The 26,029-nt window shown below is 76.6% G+C and carries 15 protein-coding genes; 6 read left to right on the top strand and 9 right to left on the bottom strand.

Annotated elements, in window-relative coordinates; all coding sequences use genetic code 11:
* Nucleotides 1–273 precede the first annotated feature (273 nt).
* The 3 genes from ACRAKJ_RS27565 (at nucleotide 274) to ACRAKJ_RS27575 (ending at nucleotide 4,160) form a co-directional block, all read left to right on the top strand.
* Complete coding sequence (locus ACRAKJ_RS27565) at nucleotides 274–3,012, top strand: hypothetical protein (protein WP_438925275.1); 2,739 nt, start codon at nucleotides 274–276, stop codon at nucleotides 3,010–3,012.
* Nucleotides 2,982–3,236: a hypothetical protein gene (locus ACRAKJ_RS27570; protein WP_438925274.1), complete on the top strand. Its 255-nt coding sequence runs from the start codon at nucleotides 2,982–2,984 to the stop codon at nucleotides 3,234–3,236. Before ACRAKJ_RS27565 ends, ACRAKJ_RS27570 begins: the two co-directional genes overlap by 31 nt.
* 99 nt (nucleotides 3,237–3,335) lie before the next feature.
* Nucleotides 3,336–4,160 (top strand): SGNH/GDSL hydrolase family protein, encoded by an 825-nt coding sequence (locus ACRAKJ_RS27575; RefSeq protein WP_447008720.1) that lies wholly within the window; start codon nucleotides 3,336–3,338, stop codon nucleotides 4,158–4,160.
* A gap of 58 nt (nucleotides 4,161–4,218) precedes the next feature.
* On the opposite strand, the gene ACRAKJ_RS27580 is transcribed toward ACRAKJ_RS27575, so the two are convergent.
* The 9 genes from ACRAKJ_RS27580 to ACRAKJ_RS27620 form a co-directional block, all read right to left on the bottom strand.
* A complete protein-coding gene (locus tag ACRAKJ_RS27580; RefSeq protein ID WP_447008721.1) occupies nucleotides 4,219–5,967 on the bottom strand; it encodes an ABC transporter ATP-binding protein in 1,749 nt (582 codons plus the stop codon).
* Nucleotides 5,968–6,011: 44 nt separating this feature from the next.
* Nucleotides 6,012–7,178 (bottom strand): nucleotide disphospho-sugar-binding domain-containing protein, encoded by a 1,167-nt coding sequence (locus tag ACRAKJ_RS27585; protein WP_438925338.1) that lies wholly within the window; start codon nucleotides 7,176–7,178, stop codon nucleotides 6,012–6,014.
* Nucleotides 7,175–7,978: an alpha/beta fold hydrolase gene (locus ACRAKJ_RS27590; protein WP_438925339.1), complete on the bottom strand. Its 804-nt coding sequence runs from the start codon at nucleotides 7,976–7,978 to the stop codon at nucleotides 7,175–7,177. The genes ACRAKJ_RS27585 and ACRAKJ_RS27590 overlap by 4 nt, the downstream gene beginning before the upstream one ends.
* Nucleotides 7,978–8,277 carry a phosphopantetheine-binding protein gene (locus ACRAKJ_RS27595; RefSeq protein ID WP_438925340.1) on the bottom strand — a complete coding sequence of 100 codons (300 nt, stop codon included), beginning with the start codon at nucleotides 8,275–8,277 and terminating at the stop codon, nucleotides 7,978–7,980. Before ACRAKJ_RS27595 ends, ACRAKJ_RS27590 begins: the two co-directional genes overlap by 1 nt.
* Complete coding sequence (locus tag ACRAKJ_RS27600; RefSeq protein ID WP_438925348.1) at nucleotides 8,274–12,665, bottom strand: beta-ketoacyl synthase N-terminal-like domain-containing protein; 4,392 nt, start codon at nucleotides 12,663–12,665, stop codon at nucleotides 8,274–8,276. The genes ACRAKJ_RS27595 and ACRAKJ_RS27600 overlap by 4 nt, the downstream gene beginning before the upstream one ends.
* Before the next feature lie 29 nt (nucleotides 12,666–12,694).
* Nucleotides 12,695–19,534, bottom strand: coding sequence for an SDR family NAD(P)-dependent oxidoreductase (locus tag ACRAKJ_RS27605; RefSeq protein WP_438925341.1), 6,840 nt, complete (start codon nucleotides 19,532–19,534; stop codon nucleotides 12,695–12,697).
* A gap of 385 nt (nucleotides 19,535–19,919) precedes the next feature.
* Complete coding sequence (locus ACRAKJ_RS27610; RefSeq protein ID WP_438925342.1) at nucleotides 19,920–20,099, bottom strand: MbtH family protein; 180 nt, start codon at nucleotides 20,097–20,099, stop codon at nucleotides 19,920–19,922.
* Nucleotides 20,096–21,403, bottom strand: coding sequence for a cation:proton antiporter domain-containing protein (locus ACRAKJ_RS27615; RefSeq protein ID WP_438925343.1), 1,308 nt, complete (start codon nucleotides 21,401–21,403; stop codon nucleotides 20,096–20,098). The genes ACRAKJ_RS27610 and ACRAKJ_RS27615 overlap by 4 nt, the downstream gene beginning before the upstream one ends.
* Before the next feature lie 50 nt (nucleotides 21,404–21,453).
* Nucleotides 21,454–22,965 carry an NDP-hexose 2,3-dehydratase family protein gene (locus ACRAKJ_RS27620; RefSeq protein ID WP_438925344.1) on the bottom strand — a complete coding sequence of 504 codons (1,512 nt, stop codon included), beginning with the start codon at nucleotides 22,963–22,965 and terminating at the stop codon, nucleotides 21,454–21,456.
* A gap of 170 nt (nucleotides 22,966–23,135) precedes the next feature.
* Between ACRAKJ_RS27620 and ACRAKJ_RS27625 the strand changes: the two genes are divergently transcribed.
* From ACRAKJ_RS27625 to ACRAKJ_RS27635, 3 genes are read left to right on the top strand one after another with little or no spacing between them, the layout of a single operon-like run.
* A complete protein-coding gene (locus ACRAKJ_RS27625) occupies nucleotides 23,136–24,248 on the top strand; it encodes a DegT/DnrJ/EryC1/StrS family aminotransferase (protein WP_438925345.1) in 1,113 nt (370 codons plus the stop codon).
* 12 nt (nucleotides 24,249–24,260) lie between these two features.
* On the top strand, nucleotides 24,261–24,863 hold the full coding sequence (locus tag ACRAKJ_RS27630) for a dTDP-4-dehydrorhamnose 3,5-epimerase family protein (protein ID WP_438925346.1): 603 nt from the start codon (nucleotides 24,261–24,263) through the stop codon (nucleotides 24,861–24,863).
* On the top strand, nucleotides 24,860–25,843 hold the full coding sequence (locus ACRAKJ_RS27635) for an NAD-dependent epimerase/dehydratase family protein (RefSeq protein ID WP_447008722.1): 984 nt from the start codon (nucleotides 24,860–24,862) through the stop codon (nucleotides 25,841–25,843). Before ACRAKJ_RS27630 ends, ACRAKJ_RS27635 begins: the two co-directional genes overlap by 4 nt.
* Nucleotides 25,844–26,029: the final 186 nt, after the last annotated feature.

Below are 26,029 nucleotides of genomic sequence, written 5' to 3' on the forward strand. Positions count from 1 at the left end.
CGCGTTCGAGGGGCCGCGCGGTCGGCGCGCCTCGGTGCCCCGGGCGGTGATCGGCACCCGGCGGGCACGGCGGTCGGCCGGGTCGGGGCGGCGGGTGACCAGGTCCGGGACCCCGGGTCGTCCTGTCGGCAGACTATCCGGTGCGCGGGCCGGGCCGCATGACGACCTTCCCCCGGCACCCGGTCCTCGTCGGCTGCCCCGAGCGCCCCCCGGCGCCGGACGGGCCCGAAGCGGCGGGGGCCGGTGGCGCGCCGGCCGTGTGACGATGGCCGGGTGCGCGCGGTGGCGGTGGTGCTGGTGCTGCTCGGGATCGGCGGTGCCGTCGCCTGGCAGCTGGGCGACGCGCTGCGGGTGGAGGTGCGGCCGGCGGACGTGCCGGTCGAACGGCCCGTCGCCGCCCCGCCGCGCCCGCTCGCCCCACCACCGGACGTCGACTCGATCGGCGTCCCCGACGAGCCCCGGGTGCGGCTGGCGGCCTCCGCCGTCGCCGACGCCCTGGTCGAACGCGGCCGTCCCCGGCCGGTCGTCGGCGTCGACGGGCGGCTCCTGGGGCGGCTGGAACCCGGCCTGCCCGACGAGGGCTACCGGGTCGACCCCGGCCCGGTCGTGGTCGGCAGCACGCCGGACGGGCTCGCGGCCGGCCTGTACGCCGTGGCCGACCGCGTGCGCGCCGGGGCCGAGGTGGTCGCCGACGGGCGGGTGGTCGCGCCGCGGCTCGGGTTGCGGATGACCGACCTCGGCGCGGTCGGGCTGCCCGACGACCCGGCGCGGTTCGCCGCGGGCGCGGACTACTCGCTGAACTCCGACGTGGTGGGTGCGGCGGTCCTGCCGGGCGCGCCCTACGTCGACCGCGCTGCGGTGGACGGCGTCTCGCGCCAGTTCCGCGCGCTGGTGCACCACGCGCTGGCCGACGGGTACAACGCCGTGGTGGTGCCGGGTTTCCTGGAGTACGTCACGTTCGACGGGCTCGACGTGCACCCGCCCGGCGACCCGCACCGGGAGCGGGCGGAGGCGATGGTGGCCGCGTTCGGCCCGGTGTGGCGCTACGCGCACGACATGGGCGTGGACGTGTTCCTGTCCACCGACATGCTCGCCCTGTCACCGCCGTTGAAAGCCTTCCTGGAGCGCGAGGTGGGCGGGCTGCGCACCGAGGACGACCGGCTGTGGCGGGTCTACCGGGCGGGGCTGGCGGAGCTGTTCGCACGACTGCCGTACGCGGCCGGCGTGATGGTCCGGATCGGCGAGGGCGGGTCGGCCTACCGGTTCGCCGGCTGGGACTACACCTCGGAGATCGCGGTCACCACGCCCGCGGCGGTGCGGGCGATGCTGCGGGCCTTCCTGGACGTCGCGGCCGAGCACGACCGGCAGGTCGTCTTCCGCACGTGGAGCGTCGGCATCGGCGAGGTCGGCGACCTGCACACCGACCGCGACGTCTACGAACGGGTCCTCGGCGAGCTGGTCGACGATCGCCTGATCGTGTCCACCAAGTACACCCTCGGTGACTTCTACAGCCACCTCCCGCTCAACGACACCCTGTTGGTGGGGCGGCACCGCCGGATCGTGGAGTTCCAGTCCCGGCGGGAGTTCGAGGGTTCCGGCGCGCTGCCGAACGACCTCGGCGAGCTGCACCGGCACGCGCTGCGCACGTTCCTGGCCAACCCGCGGGTGGAGGGGGTGTGGACGTGGCGCCAGGGCGGCGGGCCGCTGCTCGCCGGGCCCCGGCTGCTGGACCTGAGGACGGGTTTCTGGCAGCTCTACGACCTCAACTCCCACGTCACCGGGCGGTTGGCGCGCGACCCGGACCTGGACCCGGCGCAGGCCACGGCGGACTGGGTGCGGCGCACGTTCTCGCACGACCCGGGCGTGGTGGACGCGGTGTGCCGCGCGCTGGCGCTGTCCCGCGAGGCGATCACCGCGGGCCTGTACGTCGGCCCGTACGCGCGCCACCGGGTGCGGGCGCTCGGCCTGGAGCCGCCACCCATGATGTGGATCTTCGAGTGGGACGTCCCGACCGGCGACAGCGCCACGTGGGGCACGGTCTACGCGGTGGGGCGCGACCGGGTGGACGAGGCGGTCGCGGAGGGCGCGGCGGCGACCGGCACCGCCCGCCGGATGCGCGAGCTGGTCGCCGGGACCGACCCGGCTGGGTGGCGCGACCCGGCGCTGCGGGAGCGGTTCGTCGCCGCCCTGGACCACCAGGTCGACCTGTTCGGGGTGCTCGCCGCCTACCGGACCTCGGCGCTGCGGCACGTCCAGTGGCTCGACACCGGCGACGGGGGCGCGCGGGACGCGGCGCGGGCGGCGGCGGTGGAGTACCGGGCGCTGCGGGCGGAGCACCTGCGGCGGTACGGGGACGACCTGGCGCTGCCCGCCTACAACCTCACCGCGGCCGACCTCGGCCTGGCGCGGGCGGAGCGCGACGAGGCGATGGCGTGGGCGGCGCGGGGCGCGCTGCTGGGGCTGGGGCTGCTGTTCGCCCTCGGGTGGCGCAGGCCGTGGGCGCGGGCGCTGACCCGGCCGTGGCGGCCGGGCGGGTCGCCGTCGCGCGTCGACCGGGTGCTGGTGTGGGCGGTGCCGGCGGTCGCGGTCGTGCTGGGCCGCGCGGTGCTCACGTGGTTCGCCGCGCCCGCGCACCTCGTGCCGGCGCTGGGCGCGTGGGCGCTGTTCGCCGCGGTGCTGTGGCTGACCACCCGGCGGGCGCCCGGGGTCGCGGCGGCGGTCGGCGCGGCGGTCGGCGCGGTGGCGCTGCTGCGCTCGGTGCTGCTGCTGGGCGTGCTGGCGGTGCGCGGGCCGGGGCTCTACTGGTTCTCGTTCTGGACCGACCCGACCGCGCGGGCGGTGTACGCGACGGCGGCGGTCGCCGCGTTCCTGGGCACCTTCGCGGCGGCGTACGCGGCGCTGCGCGGCGGCTTGGGCCGCGCGGGCGCGGCGGGGCGCGTGCTGATGGCGGCCGGCGCGCCGGTGGCGGTGCTGGGCGGCTGGTGGCCGTGCTGGGCCTGGAACGCGCCCTGACCGCGTGGAACGACCAGCTGGCGCTGCTGCCGTGGGGCCTGTCGCGCATCCTCGGCATCACCGCGCACCTGGAGATCCCGACCGGCCTGCCGGTGGTGGCGCTGGCGGCGGGCGGCGCGGCCGTGCTGGTGGGGGTGTCGCTCGTCCTGGGGCAGCGGCACTGGGCCGGCGGTCGCAACGGGGGTGGGCCTTCCGGGGCCGAAGTCCGCAGCCAATGTGAATAGTTTACGCGTTAGTACCTGTGGTGAGGTATTCACCCACAAGATCACCTGTTACGCATGGTGGTGTCCGCTCTCCCCCCGAACTCCCCGGAGACGAGATCCATGCGCGCACCACGGGCCCTGTTCCCCGTACTGGCGGCGCTGATCGCCACCGCGGTCCTCGCCGCACCGGCGCAGGCCGCGCCCCTGGCGGGCAAGTACGTCGCCATCGGCGACTCGTACACCACCGCCCCCGGCACCCGCACCTACGACGACCCCAACGACGCCTGCCGCCGCGGGCCGCTGACCTACCCCCGCCTGTGGGCGGCGGCGCACCCGTCGGTGGCGTTCGTGGAGGCCGCCTGCTCCGGCGCCAAGACCGCCGACGTGATCACGGACCAGATCCCGCTGCTCACGGCGGACACCACCCTGGTCACCATCCAGGTCGGCGGCAACGACGTCGGCTTCGTCGACGTGCTGACCAACTGCATCCTCACCATCGACGACCGCGACTGCGTCAACGGCGTGGAGCTGGCCAAGCAGGCGGCCAACGCCTACCTCTCCCCCGCCCTCGTCCAGGTGTACGCGGCGGTGCGGGCCAAGGCCCCGTCGGCGCGGGTCATCGTGGTCGGCTACCCGCGGATCTACACGATCCGGGGCACCTGCGGCCTCTTCGGGCTCAGCGACACCGAGCGCAACGCGCTGAACTCGGCCGCCGACACGCTGGCCGCGGTCATGGCGCAGCGCGCGGCGGAAGCGGGCTTCACGTTCCTCGACGCCCGGCCGGTGTTCGACCCGCACACGCTGTGCTCCAGCGGGACGAAGTGGCTGACCAGCCTGGAGTGGGACAAGATCAACGAGTCCTACCACCCGAACGCGGCGGGTCACCGCGACGGCTACTACGCCCGGCTCAACGCGCTCACCGCGGGCGTGGCGGGCGTGGCCTGACGGCTCCCGGTCCGGCAGGGGGTGGGGCGCCCGCGCACGGCGGGCGCCCCACCCGTCGTCAGGCACCGGGGGCCGCCGGCACCAGCAGCTGGGTCGCGGCCAGCTCCCGGTACAGCTCGTCCCGCTCCACCAGCTCGTCGTGCGTGCCCTGCGCGCGCACCGCGCCGTGCTCCAGCACGACGATCCGGTCCGCGTCGGTCACCGTGGACAGCCGGTGCGCGATCAGGATGACCGTGCAGCCCAGGGCCACCTGCTCCACCGCGTCGCGCAGCGCGTTCTCGTTGCGGGCGTCGAGCTGGGCGGTGGCCTCGTCCAGCAGCAGCACGCGCGGCTTGCGCAGCAGCGCCCGCGCGATGGCCAGCCGCTGCCGCTCGCCACCGGACAGGGTGACGCCGCGCGTGCCGACCTCGGTGTCCAGGCCCGCGTCGAGCCGGTCCACGAAGCCGAGCAGCCTGGTCACCCGCAGCGCCTCGGCGATGTCCTCGGCGGAGGCGTCCGGCGCGGCGTAGAGCAGGTTCTCCCGCAGGGTGCCCGCCATGACCGGCGAGTCCTGCTCCACGTACGCGATGAGCCGCCGCAGCTCGGCGCGCGACAGGTCCGCGATGTCCGCGCCACCGACCCGGATCGTGCCCGCGGTCGGCTCGTAGAACCGCTGCAGCAGCGCGAACATCGTCGTCTTGCCCGCACCGGACAGGCCGACCAGCGCGGTGCGCGTGCCGGGCCGCGCGGTCCACGACACGCCGCGCAGCGCGGGCCCGCGACCGGGGTAGGCGAACTCGACGCCGTCGAACTCCACCGCGGGCGGCGGGCCGTGCGGGGTCGGCACGGCGAGGTCCACGTCCTCCTCCACCGGCATCCGCCGCACCTCGTCGATCCGGCCGACCGCGCCCAGGCCCTGCTGGAGCATCCCGAGCCCGGCGGCGAGCGACCCGATGGGCGAGGCCAGGTAGAACACGTAGAGCAGGAACGCGATCAGCTCCGGCGCGGTCATCCGCCCGGCCGCGACCAGCGCACCGCCGACGCCCAGGACTCCCAGGAACGCGCCCTGGATCGCCACGCCGGTCAGCACCTTGACCACGGCCGCGTACCGCGCGCCGACCAGCCCGGCGGCGTGCGCCTCGTCCAGGGCGGCGCCGGCAAGGGCGGTCTCGCGGGCCTCCGCGCCGTTGGCCTTGACCGTGCGGGCCGCGCCGAGCGCCCGGTCCAGCGCCGCGCCGACCGCGCCCACGGCCGCCTGCGCCCGCGCCACCGCGAGCCGGATGCGGGGCAGCACGACCAGCAGCACCAGGGCCACCGCGACGATCACCCCGGCGGTGACGCCGAGCAGGCCCAGGTGCACCACGCCCATCAGCACGACCGCGCCGAGCGTGGTCAGCAGGCCGTTGGCGACCAGCACCAGGCCCTCGGTGGCGGCGTTCTGCAACAGGGTGCTGTCGGAGGTCACCCGGGCGGTCAGGTCGCCGGGCGGGCGGCGGTCCAGCTCGGGCACGCGCAGCCGGATCAGCCGGAACACCAGGTCGCGGCGCACCTGGCGGACGACGTGCTCGGCGGTGCGCTGCTGCCACCACGACTGCACGCCGGTCAGCACCGCGCCGAGCACCACCAGCCCGGCCAGCAGCAGGACCGGTTCCAGCACGGACCCGCCGGTGCCCAGCGCCTCCAGCACGTCCTGCGCCACCAGCGGCTGCACGAGCCCCGACGCGCCGGCCGCGAGCACGAGGAGCAGGCTGCCGGCCAGCACGGCGCGGTGGGGGCGGGCGTGGTCGAGCAGCACCCGCAGGGCACTGGTCGAGGGACTGGTCGTCATCGTGTTCCCCAAGGCGGTAGCCGGGTCGGGCGAGGGGGTGCGGCTCAGGTGGTGGCGGGGGTGCGGGCGGCCACCGCCGCCAGGTGGTCGGCGGCGGCGGGCGCGCCGCCGGCGGCGTGGAAGGACCGGGCGAGCGCACGGGCCGCGTCGCGGTGCCCGGAGGCGGGGTCGAGCACGGTGTCCAGGGCCGCGCCCAGGCCCTCGGCGGTGACCCGGCCGAACCGCACCCGCACGCCCGCGCCCGCCGCGACGACCTGGCCCGCGACCACCGGTTGGTCGTCGCGGATGGGCGCGAGCACGAGCGGCACGCCGTGCCACAGGGACTCGCACACGGTGTTGTGCCCGGCGTGGCACACCACCGCCGCGCAGCGGGCCAGCAGGTCGAGCTGCGGCACGTGCGGCACGACCAGCGCGCCCGGCACGTCGCCCAGCACGCCGCCGGGGTCCACCACGACGCCCTGCACGTGCGGTCGGGCGACCACGGCCGTGGCCGCCTCGCGCAGGAACCGCGCGCCCGCGTCGACGTTCGCGGTGCCGAGGCTGACCAGCACCACGCGGCGGTCGGGGTCGAGCCGGTGCCACGGGAAGTCGCTCGACGGGCGGGACGTGACGGCCGGGCCGACCAGCCGCACGCCGTCGGGCAGGGGCACGTCGCCGACCAGGTCGCCGGTGGTGAACGCGACCACGCCGCCGGGCGGGTGGCGCGGGTCGTGGCCGGCGGTCGGGTCGCCGATCCGGCGGCGCAGGTCGGCGAGCAGGTCGGTCAGCCAGGCGGCGACCTTGGGCAGCCCGGCCAGCGGGTCGACCAGTTCGGCGGAGGTGCTGGCCGAGGTCGCGCACGGGACGCCGAGCCGTTCCGCTACCAGCGACCCGGCCACCGCGTGCTGGTCGGCCACCACGAGGTCGGGCCGCTCGCGCTCGACGGCGGCGGCCACGCCGGGCGCCATGGCGTCGGCCAGCGGCACGAAGAAGTCCCGCCACAGGAACCGGAACGCGGCCGGGCCGGTCAGCTCCGGCGGCCGGTGCAGCAGGTCGGTGGGCGGCAGCGCGCAGTCGTGCACCCGCGCGCCCGGCGCGAGCAGGCGGCGCAGCAGGTCGGCGTGCCCGGCCCAGGCGACGTCGTGGCCCCGCGCGGTCAGCTCCGCCGCCACCGCCGCGAGCGGGTTGACGTGGCCGACCAGCGGCGGCGCGACGAACAGGAACCGGCTCACCGGGGCGCCACCGCCGGGGCGTGGTGGGCGCGCACCCAGTCCAGCAGCAGTTCGCGCGTCTCGTGCGGCCGTTCCACCAGCACCGAGTGGCCCTGCTCGGGCAGCACGACGGTGCGGCAGTCGGCGAGCGCGGCCTCCAGCCCGGGGACCTGCTCGCACAGGCCGGACTCGTCGCCGAACACGGCCAGCAGCGGGCGGGTGAGCGCGCTCAGGTCGTCGTCGACCACCCGGCTGCGCGGGACGTCCTCGGCGAGCGTGGTGGTCTGGAGGATGCGGCTCGCACCCCGGGACAGCTTCGCGGTGTGCGCGCCGTGGTTGGCCTCGATCCAGCCGATGACCTCCTCGCGCGCCAGGCGCGCCTTGGCGTCGGCGAGGCCGTCGGCCATGTGCCGGGTCCAGGCGGCCACCGGCGGCTCGGCCTCGATCATGGTGACGGTGGCGACCAGGTCGGGGTGCCAGGCGGCCAGGCCGGCCGCGACCGTGCCGCCGAACGAGTTGCCCACCACGTGCGCGGGCCGGGTCTCGCCGAGCGCGTCGAGCAGGTGCGCCAGGTCGTCGACGAAGTGCTCCAGCCGGTAGCCGGTGGCCGGGCGGTCGCTGCGGCCGTGCCCGCGCAGGTCGTACATGAGCACGTCCGCGCCGGCCGCCGCGACCTGCGGGCCGATCGTGAAGTAGTAGCTGGCCAGGCTGTCGGTGAGCAGGCCGTGCACGAACACCACCAGCGGTGCGGCCGGGTCGCCGTCGGCCGCGGGCAGCCGCTGCACGTGCGTGGTGATGTCGCCGGTGCGGACCTTCGCCATCACGCGGCCCGCAGCGAGGCGACCACGTGGTCGACCAGCTCGCCGACCGTGAGGCCGATGATCTCGTCCAGCTCCAGGTCGGCGACGAACTCGGCGAAGTTGACCCGGTCGCCGTAGTGCTCGCGCAGCGACGCCGACAGCGTCACCAGGTCGATGCTCTCCAGCTCCAGGTCACCGTGGAACGTGGAGCCCCGGGTGATGTCCGCGTCCGGCAGGCCGTGCTCCTCCAGCAGTTCGCGCAGCATGCCGGTGATGTCGGCCAGCACGGTGTCGGGGTCCGCGGCGGTGTCGGTGTTCATGATCCCTCTCCTGGTTCCTGCGCGGTCCACGCGACCACGTACTCCCGTGCGGGCAGGCCGGGCGGGTTGGCGACGGCGCGCACGCGCACGACGTGCTCCCGGCCGCCGGCGGCCACGACCAGCCGGTCGTCGTCCTCGGCGAGGACCCGGCCCGGCGCGCCGGCGAGCTTGGCGACCGCGGCGAGGGCCGCCTCGTGCCGCTCCCCGCCCTCCCGGACCTCGACGGCGCACGGTCCGCGCCGGGCGATCGCGACGCCGACCTCGCCGTGGTGGGCGAGGTCCACGTGGACGCCGGTCACGTCCCGGCCGTGCACGCCGCGCAGCCTCGGCCGGCCCTCGACGTCGTCCACCGCGACCTCGGCCGGGTAGACGTCGCCCTCGCCCCCGCGCCAGAGCAGCGCGCGGGCGGCGTCCTTGGCGGCGATGCGGCCGAGCAGCCAGCGGCGCTTCGCGTTCGGCGGCCGGGTCTCGTAGTCGGTGCGCTCGACGCCGCCCAGGACGTTGCGCATGACCAGCTCGCGGGTGGCCAGGTCGGGCCAGCGCTCGTGCACCACGGCCAGACCGTCCTCGTCCACGGCGGACAGGGTGTGCGCGCCGGGGAACCGGTCCACGGCGCGGATGCCGGGGTCGGTGTCGAAGCGGCGGTCGCTCCACCCGGTGATCTCCACCCAGACCCGGTCGTCGTGGGACAGCTGGACGTCGGCGGTCACGGTGCTGTCGGTGACGGCGGTGATCCGGACGTGGCAGTGCAGCTCGGCGTGCGGCGGGGGTTGCGGGCCGTGGAACGCGATGCGGTCGAAGCGCACCGGGAACACGGTGGTGCGGTTCGGCAGGACGGCCATCACCCAGTAGCCGAACAGCTGGCCGACGTTGTCCAGCAGCGCGCCGGGGGTGGGCAGGGCGGCCAGCACGCCCCGGACGTGCCGCTCGCCGATCGCGGTCAGCTCGGTGACGCCCTGGAACAGGGGGCCGTGGAACATCCAGCGCTCGTCGTAGAGCTGGTGGGCGCGCAGGTCGGGGACGCGCTCGGGGTCGTCGACGGGCCAGCGCGGCGGTGGTGGCGGGTAGTCCTCGGCGAGCGTGACGGTGGCCCGGGAGAAGCCGGTCAGGCCCACCTCGACCTCGCCGGGGGCGCGGTGGTGGACGGTGACCGGGATGTCCGCTGCGGGGGTGGCGGTGATCCACTTGAGCAGCCGCACGTCGTGCACGGCGGTGGCGCGGGTGCCGGGGGCGGTGCGCTCGGCGATGGCCGTCAGGTGCGCGACGACGGTGGTGGCGGGGACGATCGGCCAGCGGTCGGCGTCGTCGGGCCAGTCGGGGCGCTGGCGGAAGAAGCAGTGGTCGCGCAGGTACGGCATGTCCGCCAGGTCGATCCGCAGGACCTGCCCGGGTGGTGCGGGCGCGGTGGTGGCGGCGCGGGCGGGTTCGGCGGCACGGGCGGGCGGGGCGGCAGGGCCGGGCGCGACGGGCGAGGCAGGGGCGGCGGGGCCGGGCACGACGGGCCGGGTCGGTGCCGCGCCGGAGGCAGGTGCTGTGGCGTGAATGGGCGGGGCGGCGTGGACGGGTGCTGCGGCGCGGGTCGGTGCGGCGGTGTAGGTCGGTACGGCGGCGTGGGTCGGCACGGCGGGCCGGGTCGGCACGGCGGGCCGGGTCGGTGCGGCGGCGCGGGCGGTGAGCAGGTCGGTCGCCAGGCCGGCCGTGTCGCGCAGCAGGGCGGACAGCTCGGCGGCGAGCGGGTCGTGCGCCAGGCCGGCCAGGGCGTCGGGGACGGTGGTCGCCGCGGGCGGGGTGATCCGCTCGGAGGCGGGCAGGGACACCTGGGGGTTGCCCAGCTCCAGGCGGGTGCGGTGGGCGGTCCGGCGCGCCGGCAGCAGCGGTTCCGCGTCGGCGGGGCGGCCGTGCACCCACAGGGCCGTCACCACGCGCCGCAGCTGCGCGAGGCCGCCGTGCGCGGACACCACGAGGTGCTCCTCGCCCGCCAGGGTGTCGTTCACCAGCGACCCGAGCTGGCCCGCGCCGAGCTGCACGAACGTGCGGAAGCCCGCCGCGTGCAGGGCCTGCGTCAGCGGCCGGAACCGGACCGGTTCCAGCAGGTGCCGGACGAACAGCTCGCGCACCGCCGCCGGGTCGTCCGGGAACGGGGCGGCGGTGGTCGCCGACCACACCGGCGTCGTCGGCCGGTGCAGGGCGTAGCGCTGGGCGGCGTCGCGGATCGGGGCCAGGTAGGGCGCGAGCATCGGCGTGTGGAAGCCCGACCGGAACGGCAGCACGCGGCCGATCACCGCCTCCGCCCGGAACCGGCGCACGACGGCGTCCACCTCCGCCTCCGGGCCGCACACCATCGCCTGGTTGGGGGCGTTGTCGTGGGACAGCACCACGTCGGGGTGGTCGGCGAGCGCGGCGGCGACCCGGTCGGCGGACGCGCCGAGCACCGCGAACACCACGCCCGGCACGCGCAGCGAACCGGGGTCGAACGAGGCCAGGAACGCGTCCACCTCGGCGGCGGCGTGGATGCCGCCCGCCGCCATCGCGGTCCACTCCCCCACGCTGTGCCCGGCGACCGCGTCGGGCACGACGCCGAGCCGCCGCAGCGCCGCGTCCAGCAGCCGCCCGACCTGGAACACGGCCGCGCCATGCCGCCCGACGTCGCCGACGCGCACCTCGGCCTCGGCCCAGGGCAGGCCGAACCGGGCGGCGACGTCGGCCACCTCCGGCTCGAACTCGGCCTCCAGGCCGGGGAACAGGAACGCGGTGCGCCCGCCCAGCGGGGCGGGGCTGAACCACACGTCGCCGCGCCCGCGCCACGGCACGCCCTTGGCCACGGCCTTGCGCGCCAGGGCCAGCTTGCGCGGCGTCGGGTCGACGACGCCCAGCCGCACGGGGTGGCGCACGTCGGCGCGCTCGTCCAGGCCGGCGGGGTCGTCGGTCAGCTGCTCCAGCAGGGCCGCCGGGGTCGCCGCGGCCAGCCGCAGCACCCTGGTCGGCTCGCGCACCACGACGGGTGCGGCGCGGGTGGCGGGTTCGCTCAGCACGACGTGCGCGTTGATGCCGCCGAAACCGAACGCGTTGACCCCCGCCCGGCGCGGCGCGCCGCTGCCCGGCGCCTCCCACGGCCGGGCTCGCGCCAGCGGCTCGAAGCGGGTGTCGGCGAGCGCCGGGTGCGGGTCGTCGCAGTGCAGGGTGGGCGGCAGCACGCCGTGGTGCAGCGCCAGCGCCGCCTTGACCAGCCCGGCGACGCCCGCCGCGGGCATGGTGTGGCCGATCATCGACTTGACCGAGCCGAGGGCGGCGCGCGGTCCGTTCGCCGGGCCGAACACCTCGGCCAGGGTGCGCAGCTCGGCCCCGTCGCCCGCCGGGGTGCCGGTGCCGTGCGCCTCCAGCAGGCCCAGCGCGTCGGGGTCGCGCGGGTCGAGGCCCGCCGCCTCCCACGCCTGCCGCACGGCGCGCGCCTGGCCGCCGGGGTCCGGGTTGAGCAGGCTCGCCGAGCGGCCGTCGCTGGCCACGCCGGTGCCGTCGACGACCGCGTAGACCCGGTCGCCGGCGCGCTCGGCGTCGGCCAGCCGCTTGAGCACGACCACGCCGGTGCCCTCGCCGATCAGCACGCCGTCGGCGTCGCGGTGGAACGGCCGGATGCGCCCGCTGCGCGACAGCGCGCCGAGCTGGCTGAACACGCTCCACAGCGTGATGTCGTGGCAGTGGTGCACGCCGCCCGCCAGCACGACGTCGCACCGGCCGCTGTCCAGCTCGCGCACCGCGTGGTCCACGGCCACCAACGACGAGGCGCACGCCGCGTCCACCGTGTAGGCGGGGCCGCGCAGGTCGAGCCGGTTGGCGACGCGGGACGCGGCGAGGTTGGGCACCAGGCCGATGGCCGACTCGGGGGCCTCGGGCCCCAGCTGCTCGGCGAACGCGGCGCGCACCCGTTCCAGCCGGTCGTCGTCCAGTTCGGGCATCAGCTCGCGCAGCGTGCGCACGACCTGGTTGGCGGTGCGGACGCGCTGGTCCAGCCGCACCAGGCCGGGCGTGAGGTAGCCGCCCCGGCCGAGGACGACCCCGACCCGCCGCCGGTCGCCGGGCAGCGCGGCGTCGCCGCCCGCGTCGGCCACCGCGTCCGCCGCCACCTGGAGCGCGATGAGCTGGTCCGGTTCGGTGCCGGGCACGGACGCGGGCATCACGCCGAACGCGGCCGCGTCCACCGACGCCTCGACGAACCCGCCGCGCCGGGTGTAGACGCGGTCGGCCCGGCGCAGCGCGGGGTCGTGCGAGGCGGGGTCGTGGAACCCCGCGTCCCAGCGGTCGGCGGGCACGTCGGTGATGGCGTCCACGCCGCCGACGACGTTGCGCCAGAACGAACCCAGGTCGGGCGCGCCCGGGAACAGCACCGCCATGCCGACGATCGCGACCGGCGTCACCCCGGTCACCAGCCGGACGCGGAGCTGACGACGGCGTGCACGTCGGCCGGGCCCCAGGCCAGTTCCCGCAGCAGGCTCAGCGGTCCCTCCTCGGGGTCGATGAGCGCGACGCCGCGCGCGGCGTAGGAGCGGGCCAGCTCGGGCGAGACCATGCCGCCGCCCGCCCACGGTCCCCAGTGGACGGTCAGGCCGCGCCGACCGGGCCGCGACCAGCGCCGGCCCAGCTCCTCCAGCGCGTCGTTGGCGGCGGCGTAGTCGCACTGGCCCCGGTTGCCCAGGGCGGCGGCGATGCTGCCGAACAGCACCGCGTACCGGGGGCCGTCGGGCAGCGCGTCGACCGCGTCGAGCAGGGTGCGGGCACCGTCCACCTTGGTGGAGAACACGCGCCGGAACGACTCGACCGACTTGTCCGCGACCAGCTTGTCCTCGATCACGCCCGCCGCGTACACCACCGCGTCCAGCCGGCCGTGCTCGTCGTGCACCCGCTTCACGGTGGCGCGCACCGCCTCGGCGTCGAGCACGTCCACCGCGTGGTAGCGGGCCAGGTCGCCCAGGTCGGACAGGGTGGTGCGGACCTCGCGCTCGGCCAGCGCGGCGGACACCGCCCGTTCCACCTCGGTGGGCGAGGTCATGCCGCGGGCCAGGAACGCGGCGCGCAGCGCGGCCCGGTCGGTCGCGGCGACCAGGTCGGGCTCCTCCGGGCCGAGCGGCGCGGGGGTGCGGCCGAGCAGCTCCAACCGGCAGCGGCCCGCGGCGGCCAGGGTGCGGGCGAACCGCGCGGTGATGCCGCGCGCGCCGCCGGCGAGCAGCACCACGGCGTCCCGGTCCAGCCCGGCGGCCTCGGCCTCGGCCGCGCCGTCGCCAGCGGGTCCCGCGCCGGCCGCCGCCACCGGCCCGAGGTCGGTCACGGTCAGGCGCAGGCCGCGCCGCGTGCCGGGGCCCGCGAGCACGACGGGTTCGCGGTCGGCGGTGGGCGGCGCGGCGAGTTCGGCGAGCAGGGCGGCGGCCACGGCGTCCGGCCCGGCGTCGGCCGGGACCTCGACGAGCGTGGTGGTCAGGTCCGGGTACTCGCGGGCCAGGGTGCGGAAGAAGCCGCGCAGCCCGGTGGCGGCCCCGACCTCGCGCCGGTCCACCGCGAGCAGGCCGCGCGGCCCGGCGGCGAGCAGCGACTGGATGCGCGGGAACTCCTCGGGCAGCAGCGACTCGTCGGCGTCCAGCGCGCCCAGGTGCAGCACGACCGCACCCCGCACCTCCAGGCCGATCTCGACGCCGGCGGCCAGCAGGGCGGAGGTCACGGCCTCGTCCGGCGCGCCGACGACCACCACGCGGGTGCCGCGCACGTCGGCGGCGGGCACGGGCAGGTCGTGCTCCTCGAACACCAGCCGCTTCGGCGCGACGACCAGCGGTGCGGCGACGGCCTCGGGTTCGGGTTCGGCCGTCCGGAGTTCGACGGGGCCGGTCGCGGGTCCGGCTGCGGGTCCGGTCGCGGCGGCGGGTTCGGGCGCTGCCGCGCGCTGCTGCTCGATCAGCTCCGCGATGGCGGCGGCGGTCCGGGCCGCGCTGAGCGCCTCCAGGGCCGCGCCCGCGCCGGCGTCGAGCCCGAGCCGGGTGGCGATCTCCCCCGCGATCTCGGCGCGCTTGATCGAGTCGACGCTGAGGTCGGCCTCCAGGTCCAGGCCCGGTTCGACCATCTCCACCGGGTAGCCGGTGCGCTCGGCCACCACCTCGACCACGGTCGTCAGCACGTCCACCGCGATCGGCTCCACCGGGATCGGCTCCACCGCGATCGGCTCGAGCGGGATCGGCTCGGCCGCCGCGACGGCGACGGGGACCGGGGCGGGCGCGACGGCCTGGAGCACCACGGGCGCGACGGGCGCGACGGGCGCTCCGGGGACGCCGGTCGCGCCGAAGTAGGTCATCAGCACGTCGCGCTGCGCGGCGATCATCTCGCGGCTGGTGCGCAGGAAGTCGGCGACCAGCGCGTCGGACGACACGGGCGTGGAGAGGTGTTCGGGCACGATCGGCTCCGTGATCCGTTGGGCGGGGCGCAGCGCGCCGGGCTGGATGGCGCCGTCCGCGCGCCGCACGAGGTGGCCGTCGACGGTCCACCCCGGCACCGCGGGCACGGCGGACGGGTCCGCGGCGTCCCGGCCGCGCACCAGCGGTCCGGTCCGCACGTCCACCCCGGCGACCGCGAGCCGCGCCAGGGCGGTGAGGAAACCGGGCAGGTCCTCGCCGAGGTTCACCACCCGGTGGGGCCGGTCGCCGAGCACGGCGGCGACCAGGCCGCTGAGCACCCGGCCGGGCCCGACCTCGACGAACACCCGGACGCCGGCGGCGTGCATGGCCTCGACCTGCTCGGCGAACCGGACCGGTGCGCCGATCTGCGCGGCCAGCCCGTCGCGCACGGCGTCGGCGGAGGCGGGGTAGGTGTCGGCGGTGCGGTTGGCCCAGACCGGCAGCTCCGGCGCGCGCAGCGGCATCCCGTCGAGCACCCGGCGGAACACCTCGCCCGCGCCCGCCACCAGCGGGCTGTGGAACGCGCACGCCACCGGCAGCGGCTTGGCGGACCACCCGGCGGCGCGCAGCAGCTCCACCGCCGACGCCACCGCCCCGGTCGGCCCGGACACCACGGTCTGCTTGGGCGAGTTGCGGTTGGCCGCCACCACGGGCAGGTCGGCGGCCCGCAGCACCGCCTCGACCTCGTCGGCCGGCGCGGACGCGGCGGCCATCGCGCCGGGGTCGCCGTCGCGCACCTGGTCGAGGATCGCCTCGGCGCGGGCGGCGCTGGCGGCGAGCAGGTCGGCCGGCTCGAACACGCCGGCGGCGGTCAGCGCGACCAGTTCGCCGTAGCTGTGGCCCGCCACCGCGTCCGGCCGCACGCCGACCGACGCGAGCAGGTCGGTGGCGGCCAGCTCGACCACGCCGAGCGCGGGCTGCGCGACGGCCGTGTCGGTGATCCGGGCCCGCTGCGCGGCCTCGGTGGCCGGGTCGAACGCGGTGGGCGGGTAGAGCGCGTCGGCCCACCGCGCCCCCAGCTCCAGGTACCGGTGCAGCTCGGGGAAGGCCACCACCAGGTCGGCCAACATCCCCGGCCGCTGGCTGCCCTGGCCCGGGTAGAGGAAGGCGACCGACCCGGTCTCGGCCACGTCGGCGCTGAACACGCCGTCGCCGAGCACCCCGGAGCCGAGCACCCCGGAGCCGGCCACGACAGAGCCGGCCACGCCGCCGCCGGACACGACAGAGCCGACAACACCGCCGCCGCCGGAGCCGGAGCTGCCGGTGGCGGTGCTGGTGCCGCCGGACACGGCGAGCCGCAGCCGGTCGCGCAGTTGTGCGACGTCGTGGGCCACCACGGCGAGCCAGACCCGGTCACCGCGCAGCGCGGCCACGTCGGCCTTGGTCGCCGCACCGCGGGCGAAGTCGCGCAACCGGGCGGCGGGCGTGGCGTCGACCTGGTCGAGCAAAGCAGCGGCGGCGCGCGCGGCGGCGGCCGGGTCCGCGCCGCGGAACAGGAACAGCTCGGCGGGCCACTGGTCCAGGGCGTGCGCGGCGGGCGCCTGGTCGTGGGCGCGCAGCACCACGTGGAAGTTGGTGCCGCCGAACCCGAACGCGCTCACCCCGGCGACCCGCTCGGCGGGCGGCGCGACCCACGGCCGGGCGGCGGTGTGGAACGCGAACGGGCTGCGGTCGGGTTCCCACGCCGAGCTGGGCTCGCGCAGGTGCGCGGTCGGCGGGCGCACGCCGTGGTGCACGGCCAGCGCCGCCTTGATCAGCCCGGCCAGCCCGGCCGCGCACTTGGTGTGCCCGATCTGGGACTTGACCGACCCCAGCGCGCACGACCCGGGTTCGGCGCCCGCCTCGGTGAACACCTCGGTGAGGGTGCGCAGCTCGGTGCGGTCGCCGACCACCGTGCCGGTGCCGTGCGCCTCCACCAGGCCCACCCGGGCGGGTGACACGCCGGCCATCCGGTAGGCGCGTTCCAGCGCGGCGCGCTGCCCCTCGGGGCGCGGGGCGGTCAGGCCGAGCGCGCGGCCGTCGCTGGCGCTGCCGACGCCGTCGACCACCGCGTACACCCGGTCGCCGTCGCGCAGGGCGTCGTCGAGCCGCTTGAGGACCACGCACGCCACGCCCTCGCCGAGCGCGATGCCGTCGGCGGACCGGTCGAACGTGGCCGAGCGCCCGCTGGGCGAGAGGGCGTGCACGGAGGAGAACAGCAGGTAGTCGTTGATGCCGTTGTGCAGGTCCGCGCCACCGGCCACGACGAGGTCGCTGGTGCCGGCGACGAGTTCCTTGCAGGCCACGTCCACGGCGGTCAGCGACGACGCGCACGCCGCGTCCACGGTGTAGTTCGCGCCGCCGAGGTCGAGCCGGTTGGCCACCCGGCCCGCGATGACGTTGGCCAGCATCCCGGGGAACGAGTCCTCGGTGAGCCGGGGCAGCTGGGCGTCCAGCGCGGGCGGCAGGGACCCGGTGTAGGAGGGCAGCACGGTGCGCAGCGTGGTGGCGTTGGACAGGTCGCTGCCGGACTCCGCGCCGAACACGACGGACGTGCGGCGGTGGTCGGTGGCGGCGTGCGGGTAGCCCGCGTCCTCCAGCGCCCGGCGGGCCACCTCCAGCGCGAGCAGCTGCACGGGCTCGACCGCGCCGAGCGAGGCGGGCGGGATGCCGTAGGCCAGCGGGTCGAACGGGATGCGCGGCAGGAACCCGCCCCAGCGCGACGGCGTGCGCTCGCCGGTGCCGTCCGGGTCGTAGTACAGCTCCGGGTCCCACCGCTCGGGCGGCACCTCGGTGACGCTGTCGGCGCCGGACAGCACGTTGGCCCAGAACGAGGCCAGGTCGGGGGCGCCGGGGAACACGCAGGCCATGCCGATGACCGCGACCCGCAGCGGGGCGGGCTCCGGTTCGGGTTCGGGGGCGAGCAGGTCGGCGCGCAGCGCGGCGACCCGGTCGGCCAGCCACCGGCCGGCCGCCGCGCCGACGGAGTCGTGCAGGCCGGCGACCGTGGTGACGGCGTCGCGCAGCACGCTCACGTCGCCGGCCATGAACATGCCCTCGGCGGCCTGCCGCTCCTCGGGCACGGGCCGCAGGTCGTCGCCGACGCGCTCGACGCCCTTGCTGGCCACCCGCAGGCGGCCGACGTTGAAGCGCTCCAGGCGGTCCCACGCCTCGCGGTCGGGCACGCCGCCGGCGCGCAGGTCGTCGCGCAGCGCGGCGAAGTCCTCGGTGAAGCCGCTGCGCACGCACCGGGTGGCGTGGCCGGGCGCGGTCTCCAGCAGGTCGGTGCGGTCGGCGGCGACGACGTGCCGCTGGAACACGGGGCCGATCGCGCCGGTGCGCACGGCCTCCTCGGTGAACAGGTAGGCGGTGCCCATGAGCAGGCCGACGCCGACCCCGGCGCGGGCCAGGGGCGCGGCGAGCGCGGCGACCATCGCGGCGGAGCGCTCGTCGTGCACGCCGCCCGCGAAGAGCACGGTCAGGTCCCCGCCCGCGCCGCCCGCGGCGAGGTGGTCGAGGAGGACGTCCACCTGGGACTCCCACAGGGGGAAGCTGTGCCGGGGGCCCACGTGGCCGCCGCACTCCGCCCCCTCGAAGACGAACTTCCGCGCGCCGGCGGCGAGGAACTGGCGCAGCAGGCCGGGCGAGGGCACGTGCAGGAACGCCGAGACGCCCGCGGCCTCCAGGTGGGCGGCCTGCGCGGGCCGCCCGCCCGCGATGATCGCGTGGGTGGGCCGGACCTCCTCGACCACGGCGAGCTGGGCGGCGCGCACGTCCTCGGCGGCGAACCCGAGCACGCCCACGCCCCACGGCCGGTCGCCCAGCTCGTCGCGGGTGCGGGTGAGCAGCTCGCGGGTCTGCTCCGGGCCGGACAGCGCCAGGGCCAGGAACGGCAGGCCGCCCCCGTCGGCGACGGCCGCGGCGAACCCTGGTCGGTCGCTGACGCGGGTCATCGGCCCCTGCACGACGGGCAGCGCCGTGCCCAGGTGCCGGGCGCCGGTGGAGCCGGGGCCGAGCACGCGCACGGCTGCGTCGTCGGCGATGGCGGCGAGCACCGCGTCCCGCACGCCGCGGACGGCCGCGCCGGCCGTGCGCCAGCGGCGGGCGAACGCGGAGGCGAGCGCCACGTCCTGCCCGACCGGGGGGAACTGGGTGCGCAGGTCGGGGCCCAACCGGTCGGCGACCCCGTCCGCGGGCAGCTCCGGCACGCCGGGGCCGCGTCGCCTCAGCACCCGGTGCCCGTGGTGCAGCACGGTCTCCGAGCCGTCGAGGCCGTCCAGCGCGGCGGTCAGCTCCGCCGGCAGCCCGGCGTCGGGGAACAGGGCGAGCTGGGTGTCGAGCACGACGCCCGCCGCGCCGCCGGCGACGGCCGCGGCGGCGGTGTGCGGGCCGATGCCGCCCGCCGCCCACACCGGCACGTCCACCGCGCCGAGGACCTGTTGCAGCAGCACGAACGTGCTCAGCTCGCCGACCCGGCCGCCGGCCTCCCGGCCGCGCACGACGAGGCCGGCCGCGCCGGCGGCCACCGCGGCGAGTGCCCCGGCGAGGTCGACCACCTCGGCCAGCACCCGCCGGCCGGGGAAGTCGGCGGCGGTGCGCGCCGGGTCGGCCAGCAGCACGGTGTCGGCGGCGGCGGGCAGGTCGGGGACCGCGCAGCCGGGTCGGACGCGCACGCCGAACCGCCCGGTGGTCCACCTCGCGGCGCGGTCCAGCGCGTCGGCCGCGGCCCGGGGGTCCCCGGGCAGCTCCAGCACGCCGAGCGCGCCTGCGCGGGCCGCGACGGCGGTCAGCCGGGGCGCAGGGTGGTGGACCGGGTTGACCGCGACGACCAGCTCGGAGACATCCATCCGTTCCGCCACTCCCAATCGACACGAGCAGCCGATGACGTCGTGTAGTCAAGGGAGTGCGGTACGTCGCGTCAACGCCCCGAACTTACGCGACCGTAGGCTTGAACAGCGATAACCGAGCAGGGCACGCATTGTCGGCACGACCGCGTTCAGCAGCGCAGTTCGCCCATTGGACGCGAATCCGCTTCACGTGCGGTCACGGCGGCGTTACCGGCCGGACATGGACGCAGCACGCGCACACCGAATACTGTGACCGGGCACACACCCGTTCGGCGGCTCGCCCCCGGCCCCGTTCGCGCGAGTTACCGCACCGCCGAACAGCCCCGCTGCCTTCGGGGGGTGGACAGTGACCTTACCGAGCGGTAACAGCCGCGCGGGCGGTGGATCAGCGTTTCAGCGCGGTCCAGTGCTCGTCCACGTACGCGGCGCACGCGGCCCGCGTCGCGGGCCCCAGCACGGTCCGCCACCCGTCGGGCACGGGGACCGCGGTCGGCCACAGGCTGTGCTCGCCGCGGTCGTTGACCAGCACCAGGAACGGGCCGTCGCCGTCGAAGGGGGTGGTCACGTCGGCACCTCCTCGGGACGTGGCACGCGGTTGCGGACGAGGGGACCGGTGGCCGCCGTCGTCAGGAGCGCCACCAGCACCAGGACGGTGAACGCCGCCTCGTTGACCAGGCCGTGCTGGAGGCCGGTGGAGACCACCACCAGTTCCGTCACGCCCCGGCAGTTCATCAGCGCCCCCAGGGTCAGGGCCTCGTGCCTCGGCAGGCCCGCGGCCAGGGCGCCGCCCGCCGCGCCGACGACCTTCGAGCCGATGGCCGCCAGGAGCAGCACCAGCAGGGCCGCCCACATCACGAGGTCGCCGCCGAACAGGCCGAACGCGGTCTTGAGGCCGATGCCGGCGAAGAACAGCGGGAGCAGGACCGCGACCGCGAAGCCCTGGAGCTGCTCCCCCACCCGCGTCACCAGGGCGCTGTCGCGGGGCACGGCCAGGCCGAAGAGGAACGCCCCGATGACCGGGTGCAGGCCGACCACCTCGCTCAGCGCGGACCAGGCGACCGCGCCGACCACGAGCGCCGGCAGCATGACCGCCTCGGGGCGCGGCCGTCCCCGCAGCGCGCGGTCCAGGGCCGCCAGGCCGGGCCGCGCGCACAGCGCGGTGGCGACGACCAGGGCGACCGCCATCGCCGCCTTGGCGGGCACCGCGCCCATGCCGCCGCCGTCGGTCAGCGCGAGCACCACGGCGAGCGCCGACCAGGCCACCGCGTCGCCGATGGCGGCGCACGCGATCGCCACCGTGCCGACACCCGTGGACTGGATGCCCGAGTCCACCAGGATGCGGGCCAGCACCGGCAGCGCCGTGATCGACAGGGCGATGCCGAGGAAGAGGACGTACGGCAGCAGCGGCGTGCCGGGCGGCAGGAACGCGTCCCGCCACAGCCACGCCAGCAGCGCGCCGGTCGCGAACGGCACCGCGATCGAACCGACCACGACCAGGCCGACGACCCGTTCGCTGCCGGTGACGCGTTCGAGCCGCAGCTCGGCCCCGAGCAGGAACATGAACGTCACCACGCCCAGCTGGGCGGCCAGGGCGAGGCCGTCGGTGACCTCGGGCGTGAACAGCGCCTGCTGCCCCCGCGGCCACACCGCGCCCAGCGCCGAGGGACCGACCAGGAGCCCGCCGGTGATCTCGCCGACCACCGGCGGCTGGCCCAGGCGCGCGAACAGCAGGCCGAGGAGGTGGCTCGCGGCGAGGACCACGCCGACGGCGACCAGGAAGCGGGCCGCGGTGGTGAAGCCGTGCCCCACCCGGGGCCCGAGGAGCACGAGGGCGCCCACCAGGACCGCGACGCCGACGAGCGGCCCCACCCAGGGCCACCGCCCGCCCCCCGCCGGCGGCCGGGTGACCTCCCGGGGGATCACCGCCCGCCGCCGGCGGGGGCCGCGAGGTCGCGGTGCGGCAGCGTCTGCACGCAGGCCACCAGGCTGCGCAGCTCCACGGTGAGGTAGTTGCTGTGGGCGAGCAGCGCGCACAGCCGACCCAGGGACAGCCAGCGGTAGGAGTCCGGCAGCGCGGACGGGAAGTCCTCGCCGACCTCCACGACGACGTACCGGTTGCTGGCGTCGAGGAACCGGCCGCCCTCCTCGGACTGCATCACGTCGTAGCGGATCGCGCCGGGGTCGGCGCCGAGGACCGCGTCGAGGAACAGCGGCGACCGCTCGGGCGGCAGGCCCCGGTAGTTGTCGGGCGTGCAGTGCACCGAGGCGGCCAGCTCGACCCCGTTGAGGGAACCCGCGTCCAGCTTGGCCTGCACCAGCACCTCGACCGGGCCGCGGGTGCGGCGCACCAGCAGGGCCAGCAGGCCGCTGCCCACGGGGGCGATCAGCGGCTGGCACCACGAGGCGACCTCGCGCGCCCCGGTGCGCACGTCCACGCCCACCACCGTGAAGAACCGGCCGCTGTCGTGCTCGATGCGGTCCGGGCCGCGCCGCCAGCCGTGGTTCGCGCCCCGGTTGAGCGGGACGCGCTCCTGGAGGAACTCGCGGCGCGAGCGCTGGTCCGTCAACCAGCTCAGCACCTCCCCCGCGCCGCGCGGGTCGCGGTCGTGGTCCCGGAAGGACGCCAGGACCGCGGCGCCGAAGTCGTCCGTCTCCACCTCGTCGAACCCGGCCCCGTCGGCTCCGGCCCCGTCGCGCCCCGTCCCGTCCGGTCGGGCCGCGGTGACCACCGGGGGCAGGCAGGACAGCACCGTGCGGGCGTCCATGTTGACCACGTCGTCGCGGTGCAGCAGCCGCCACACCTGGCCGAGCGTGAGCCACCGGAACCGGTCGTCGTGCTCGACCGGCTCGGTCGTCTCCACCACCATGTTGCGGTTGCGCTTGTGCAGGAACCACGCGTTCTGCTCGGACTGGAGCACGTCGACGAGCACGCCGGACGACCAGTCGCGCAGGAAGTGCTCCAGGTGCGGGATCGACGCGCCCCGGTGCACGCCGGTGTAGTTGCTGCGGGTGGCCTGCACGGTCGGCGAGAGCTGGACCACGGTGACGTTGCCCGGTTCGAACTTGGCCTGCATCAGGAAGTGCAGGACGCCGTCGAACTCCTTGACCAGCAGGCCCAGGACGCCGATCTCCGGCTGGACGATGATCGGCTGCACCCAGGTGCCGTCGTCCGTGGTGACCTTGACGCCCTCGACGCTGAAGAACTTGCCGCTGTCGTGCCGGAGGTTGCCGGTGTCCTCGGCGAAGCGCCAGCCCCGCACGTCCGCGAACGGGACGCGGTGGACCACCGCGGCGCACTCGGCGCGCTGCCGCTCCAGCCACGCGTCGACCTCCGCGTTGGGGGTGAGCGGGCTGTCCGCGCGGCGGGCCGAGCGCAACAGCCTCGCGCTGATGTCCGACCCCGCGGACGACCCGGTGACGTGGGCGGTCATGGCGCACCTCCGTTCGTGCTCGGCCCCGTCTCGGGGGCGGGCACCGCATTGTGCGGGCAGGGCGGTCGGTGCGCGCTGCTCAGAATTGACCGTCACGGCCGGGTCGCCGCGGTGCACACTCTGCGGGCCCCGGGGCGTCCCGGGGCGTTGCCGGACCGGGAGGCGTGGCGATGGCGACCCTGGTGTGGGATTACCTGGACGAGTGGGAGAACGAGCGCTCGGACATCATGGACGCGGTCGAGACCGTGTTCTCGTCCGGCCGACTGGTGCTCGGGCCGAGCGTGGCGGGGTTCGAGCGGGAGTTCGCCGCGTACCACGGGGCGGCCCACTGCACGGGCGTGGACAACGGGACGAACGCGCTGGTGCTGGCGCTGCGGGCACTGGGCGTCGGTCCCGGCGACGAGGTCGTGACGGTGTCGAACACGGCCGCGCCCACGGTGGTGGCGATCGACGCGGTCGGCGCGGTGCCGCGGTTCGTCGACGTCGACCCGGACACCTACCTGATGGACACCGGGCAGGTGGCGGGGGCGATCACCGAGCGCACGCGCTGCCTGCTGCCGGTGCACCTGTACGGCCAGTGCGTGGACGTGGAACCGTTGACCGAGCTGGCGCGGCGGCACGGGCTGGCGGTGCTGGAGGACTGCGCGCAGTCCCACGGCGCGCGGCGGCACGGGCGGATCGCCGGCACGTCCGGCGACGCGGCGGCGTTCTCGTTCTACCCGACCAAGGTGCTGGGCGCCTACGGGGACGGCGGCGCGGTGGTCACCTCCGACGACGGCGTCGACGCCCGGATGCGGCGGTTGCGCTACTACGGCATGGCCGAGAAGTACTACGTGGTGGAGACACCGGGGCACAACAGCAGGCTGGACGAGGTGCAGGCGGAGATCCTGCGCCGCAAGCTGCGGCGCCTCGACGGCTACCTGGCGGCCCGGCGGGAGGTAGCCCGCCGCTACGCCGAAGGGCTCGCCGACACCGACCTGGTGCTGCCCGCCGTGGCCGACGGCAACGACCACGTCTACTACCTGTACGTGGTCCGCCACCCGCGCCGGGACGACGTCCTGGAGGCGCTCAAGGCGCACGACGTGCACCTCAACGTCAGCTACCCGTGGCCCGTGCACACCATGAGCGGTTTCGAGCACCTGGGCTACCCGCGCGGTTCCCTGCCGGTGACCGAGCGGCTCGCCGGCGAGATCTTCTCGCTGCCCATGTACGCCGGGCTGGCGCCGGACGTGCAGGACCGGGTCATCGACGCGGTGCGCGCCGTCCTGGCCGGACTGTCCTGATAGGAGCGTTTCGTGAAAGCACGCGGGCTCGCCGTCGACGGCGCGTTCGAGTTCACCCCGACCACCTTCCCCGACGAGCGGGGGCTGTTCACCTCCCCCTTCCAGGAGGGCGCGTTCACCGAGGCCACCGGCCACCGGCTGTTCACGCCGGCGCAGACCAACCACAGCCGGTCGCGGGCGGGTGTCGTGCGGGGCGTGCACTTCACGACGACCCCGCCCGGCTGCGCCAAGTACGTGTACTGCCCGCGCGGCGCGGCCCTGGACTTCGTGGTGGACCTGCGGGTCGGCTCGCCCACGTTCGGGCGGTGGGACGTGGTCCGCGTCGACCCGGTGGACTTCCGCGCCGTGTACTTCCCGGTGGGGCTGGGGCACGCGTTCGTGGCGCTGGAGGACGACACGGTGATGGCGTACCTGGTGTCGTCGGCGTACGTGGCGGAGCACGAACTGGCCGTGCACCCGCTGGACCCCGCACTGGGCCTGGAGCTGCCCGACGGGCTGGAGCCGCTGCTCTCCGACCGGGACTCCGTCGCGCCGACCCTCGCCGAGGCCGGGGCGGCGGGCCTGCTGCCCCGCTACGAGGACTGCCTGCGGCTGGAGCGGGAGCTGACCGCGTGAGCGCGCGGGCCGTCGTCCTGGGCGGCACCGGGTTCATCGGCTCGGCCGTGCTGCACGCGCTGGCCCGCGACGGCCTGGCCGTGCGCGCGGTCGCCACCCGGCCGACACCGCCGCCGCCGGGCGCGACCGGGTTCGAGGCCGTGGTGGCGGACCTGGCGGCGCCGGGCGCGCTGGCGGAGGCGGTGGGCGACGCGGACGTGGTGGTGTACGCGCTGGCCTACCGGTCCGGTTCCGGTTCCTGGCGGGTCGCCGACGGCGACACCGGGGCCGAGCGGGTCAACACCGGGCTGGTGCTCGACCTGGTGGACGTCCTGTCCGCGCGGGGCGGCGCGCCGCCGGTGGTGCTCTACGCCGGGACCAAGAGCCAGCTCGGGGACACCGACCGGGTGCGCGTCGACGGCACGGAGCCCGACCGGCCGCGCACCCCGTACGGCCGGCAGAAGCTGGCCGCCGAACGGGCGCTGACGGCGGCGACCGCCCGGGGCGCGCTGCGGGCGGTCTCGCTGCGGCTGCCCACCACCTACGGCCACGTGCCCGGCACCGGTGCGGTGGACCGGGGCGTGGTGTCGGCGATGGCGCGGCGGGCGCTGGCGGGCGAGCCGATCACCATGTGGCACGACGGGACGGTGCGGCGGGACCTGCTGCACGTCGCGGACGCGGCGGAGGCGTTCCGGCTGGCGCTGCGGCACGTCGACCGCCTGGCGGGCCGGCACTGGGTCATCGGCACCGGCCGCAGCGCACCCCTCGGCGAGGTGTTCGGGGAGGTCGCGGCGCTCGTGGCCGAGCTGACCGGCCGACCGGCCGTGCCGGTGCGCTCGGTGCCGCCGCCGGGCGAGGTCGACCCGGCCGACCTGGAGAGCGTGGAGTTCGACGCCGCCGCGTTCACCGCCGTCACCGGGTGGCGGCCGGCGGTGGCGGCGCGCGACGGGCTGCGGGACACCGTGGCGCGCCTCGTGGCCGACGAGGTGGCGCGCCGCTAGCGGGCGGGCGGTGGAGCGGACGACCAGCGCGACGGGGACACCCGTCGCGCTGGTCGTCGTGCTGGTCGGCGCGCACACCGGAAGCCGTCGCACCGACTGGCGGAAGTCGTTGCGGGACAACGAAGTCCGTTGCCGAGGAGTGCTCAACGTTGCGCAGACCGGACCGGGCGGTCCGGAGCACGATTC

The organism is Saccharothrix sp. DSM 118769 (genome assembly GCF_052936295.1).

Coding starts and splice junctions, on each gene's coding strand:
- ACRAKJ_RS27590 (WP_438925339.1), bottom strand. CDS start 7,978: ATGGCGAAGGTCCGCACCGGCGACATCACCACGCACGTGCAGCGGCTG.
- ACRAKJ_RS27600 (WP_438925348.1), bottom strand. CDS start 12,665: ATGGCGGTGCTGTTCCCGGGCGCGCCCGACCTGGGTTCGTTCTGGCGC.
- ACRAKJ_RS27575 (WP_447008720.1), top strand. CDS start 3,336: ATGCGCGCACCACGGGCCCTGTTCCCCGTACTGGCGGCGCTGATCGCC.
- ACRAKJ_RS27580 (WP_447008721.1), bottom strand. CDS start 5,967: ATGACGACCAGTCCCTCGACCAGTGCCCTGCGGGTGCTGCTCGACCAC.
- ACRAKJ_RS27620 (WP_438925344.1), bottom strand. CDS start 22,965: ATGACCGCCCACGTCACCGGGTCGTCCGCGGGGTCGGACATCAGCGCG.
- ACRAKJ_RS27625 (WP_438925345.1), top strand. CDS start 23,136: ATGGCGACCCTGGTGTGGGATTACCTGGACGAGTGGGAGAACGAGCGC.
- ACRAKJ_RS27605 (WP_438925341.1), bottom strand. CDS start 19,534: ATGGATGTCTCCGAGCTGGTCGTCGCGGTCAACCCGGTCCACCACCCT.
- ACRAKJ_RS27595 (WP_438925340.1), bottom strand. CDS start 8,277: ATGAACACCGACACCGCCGCGGACCCCGACACCGTGCTGGCCGACATC.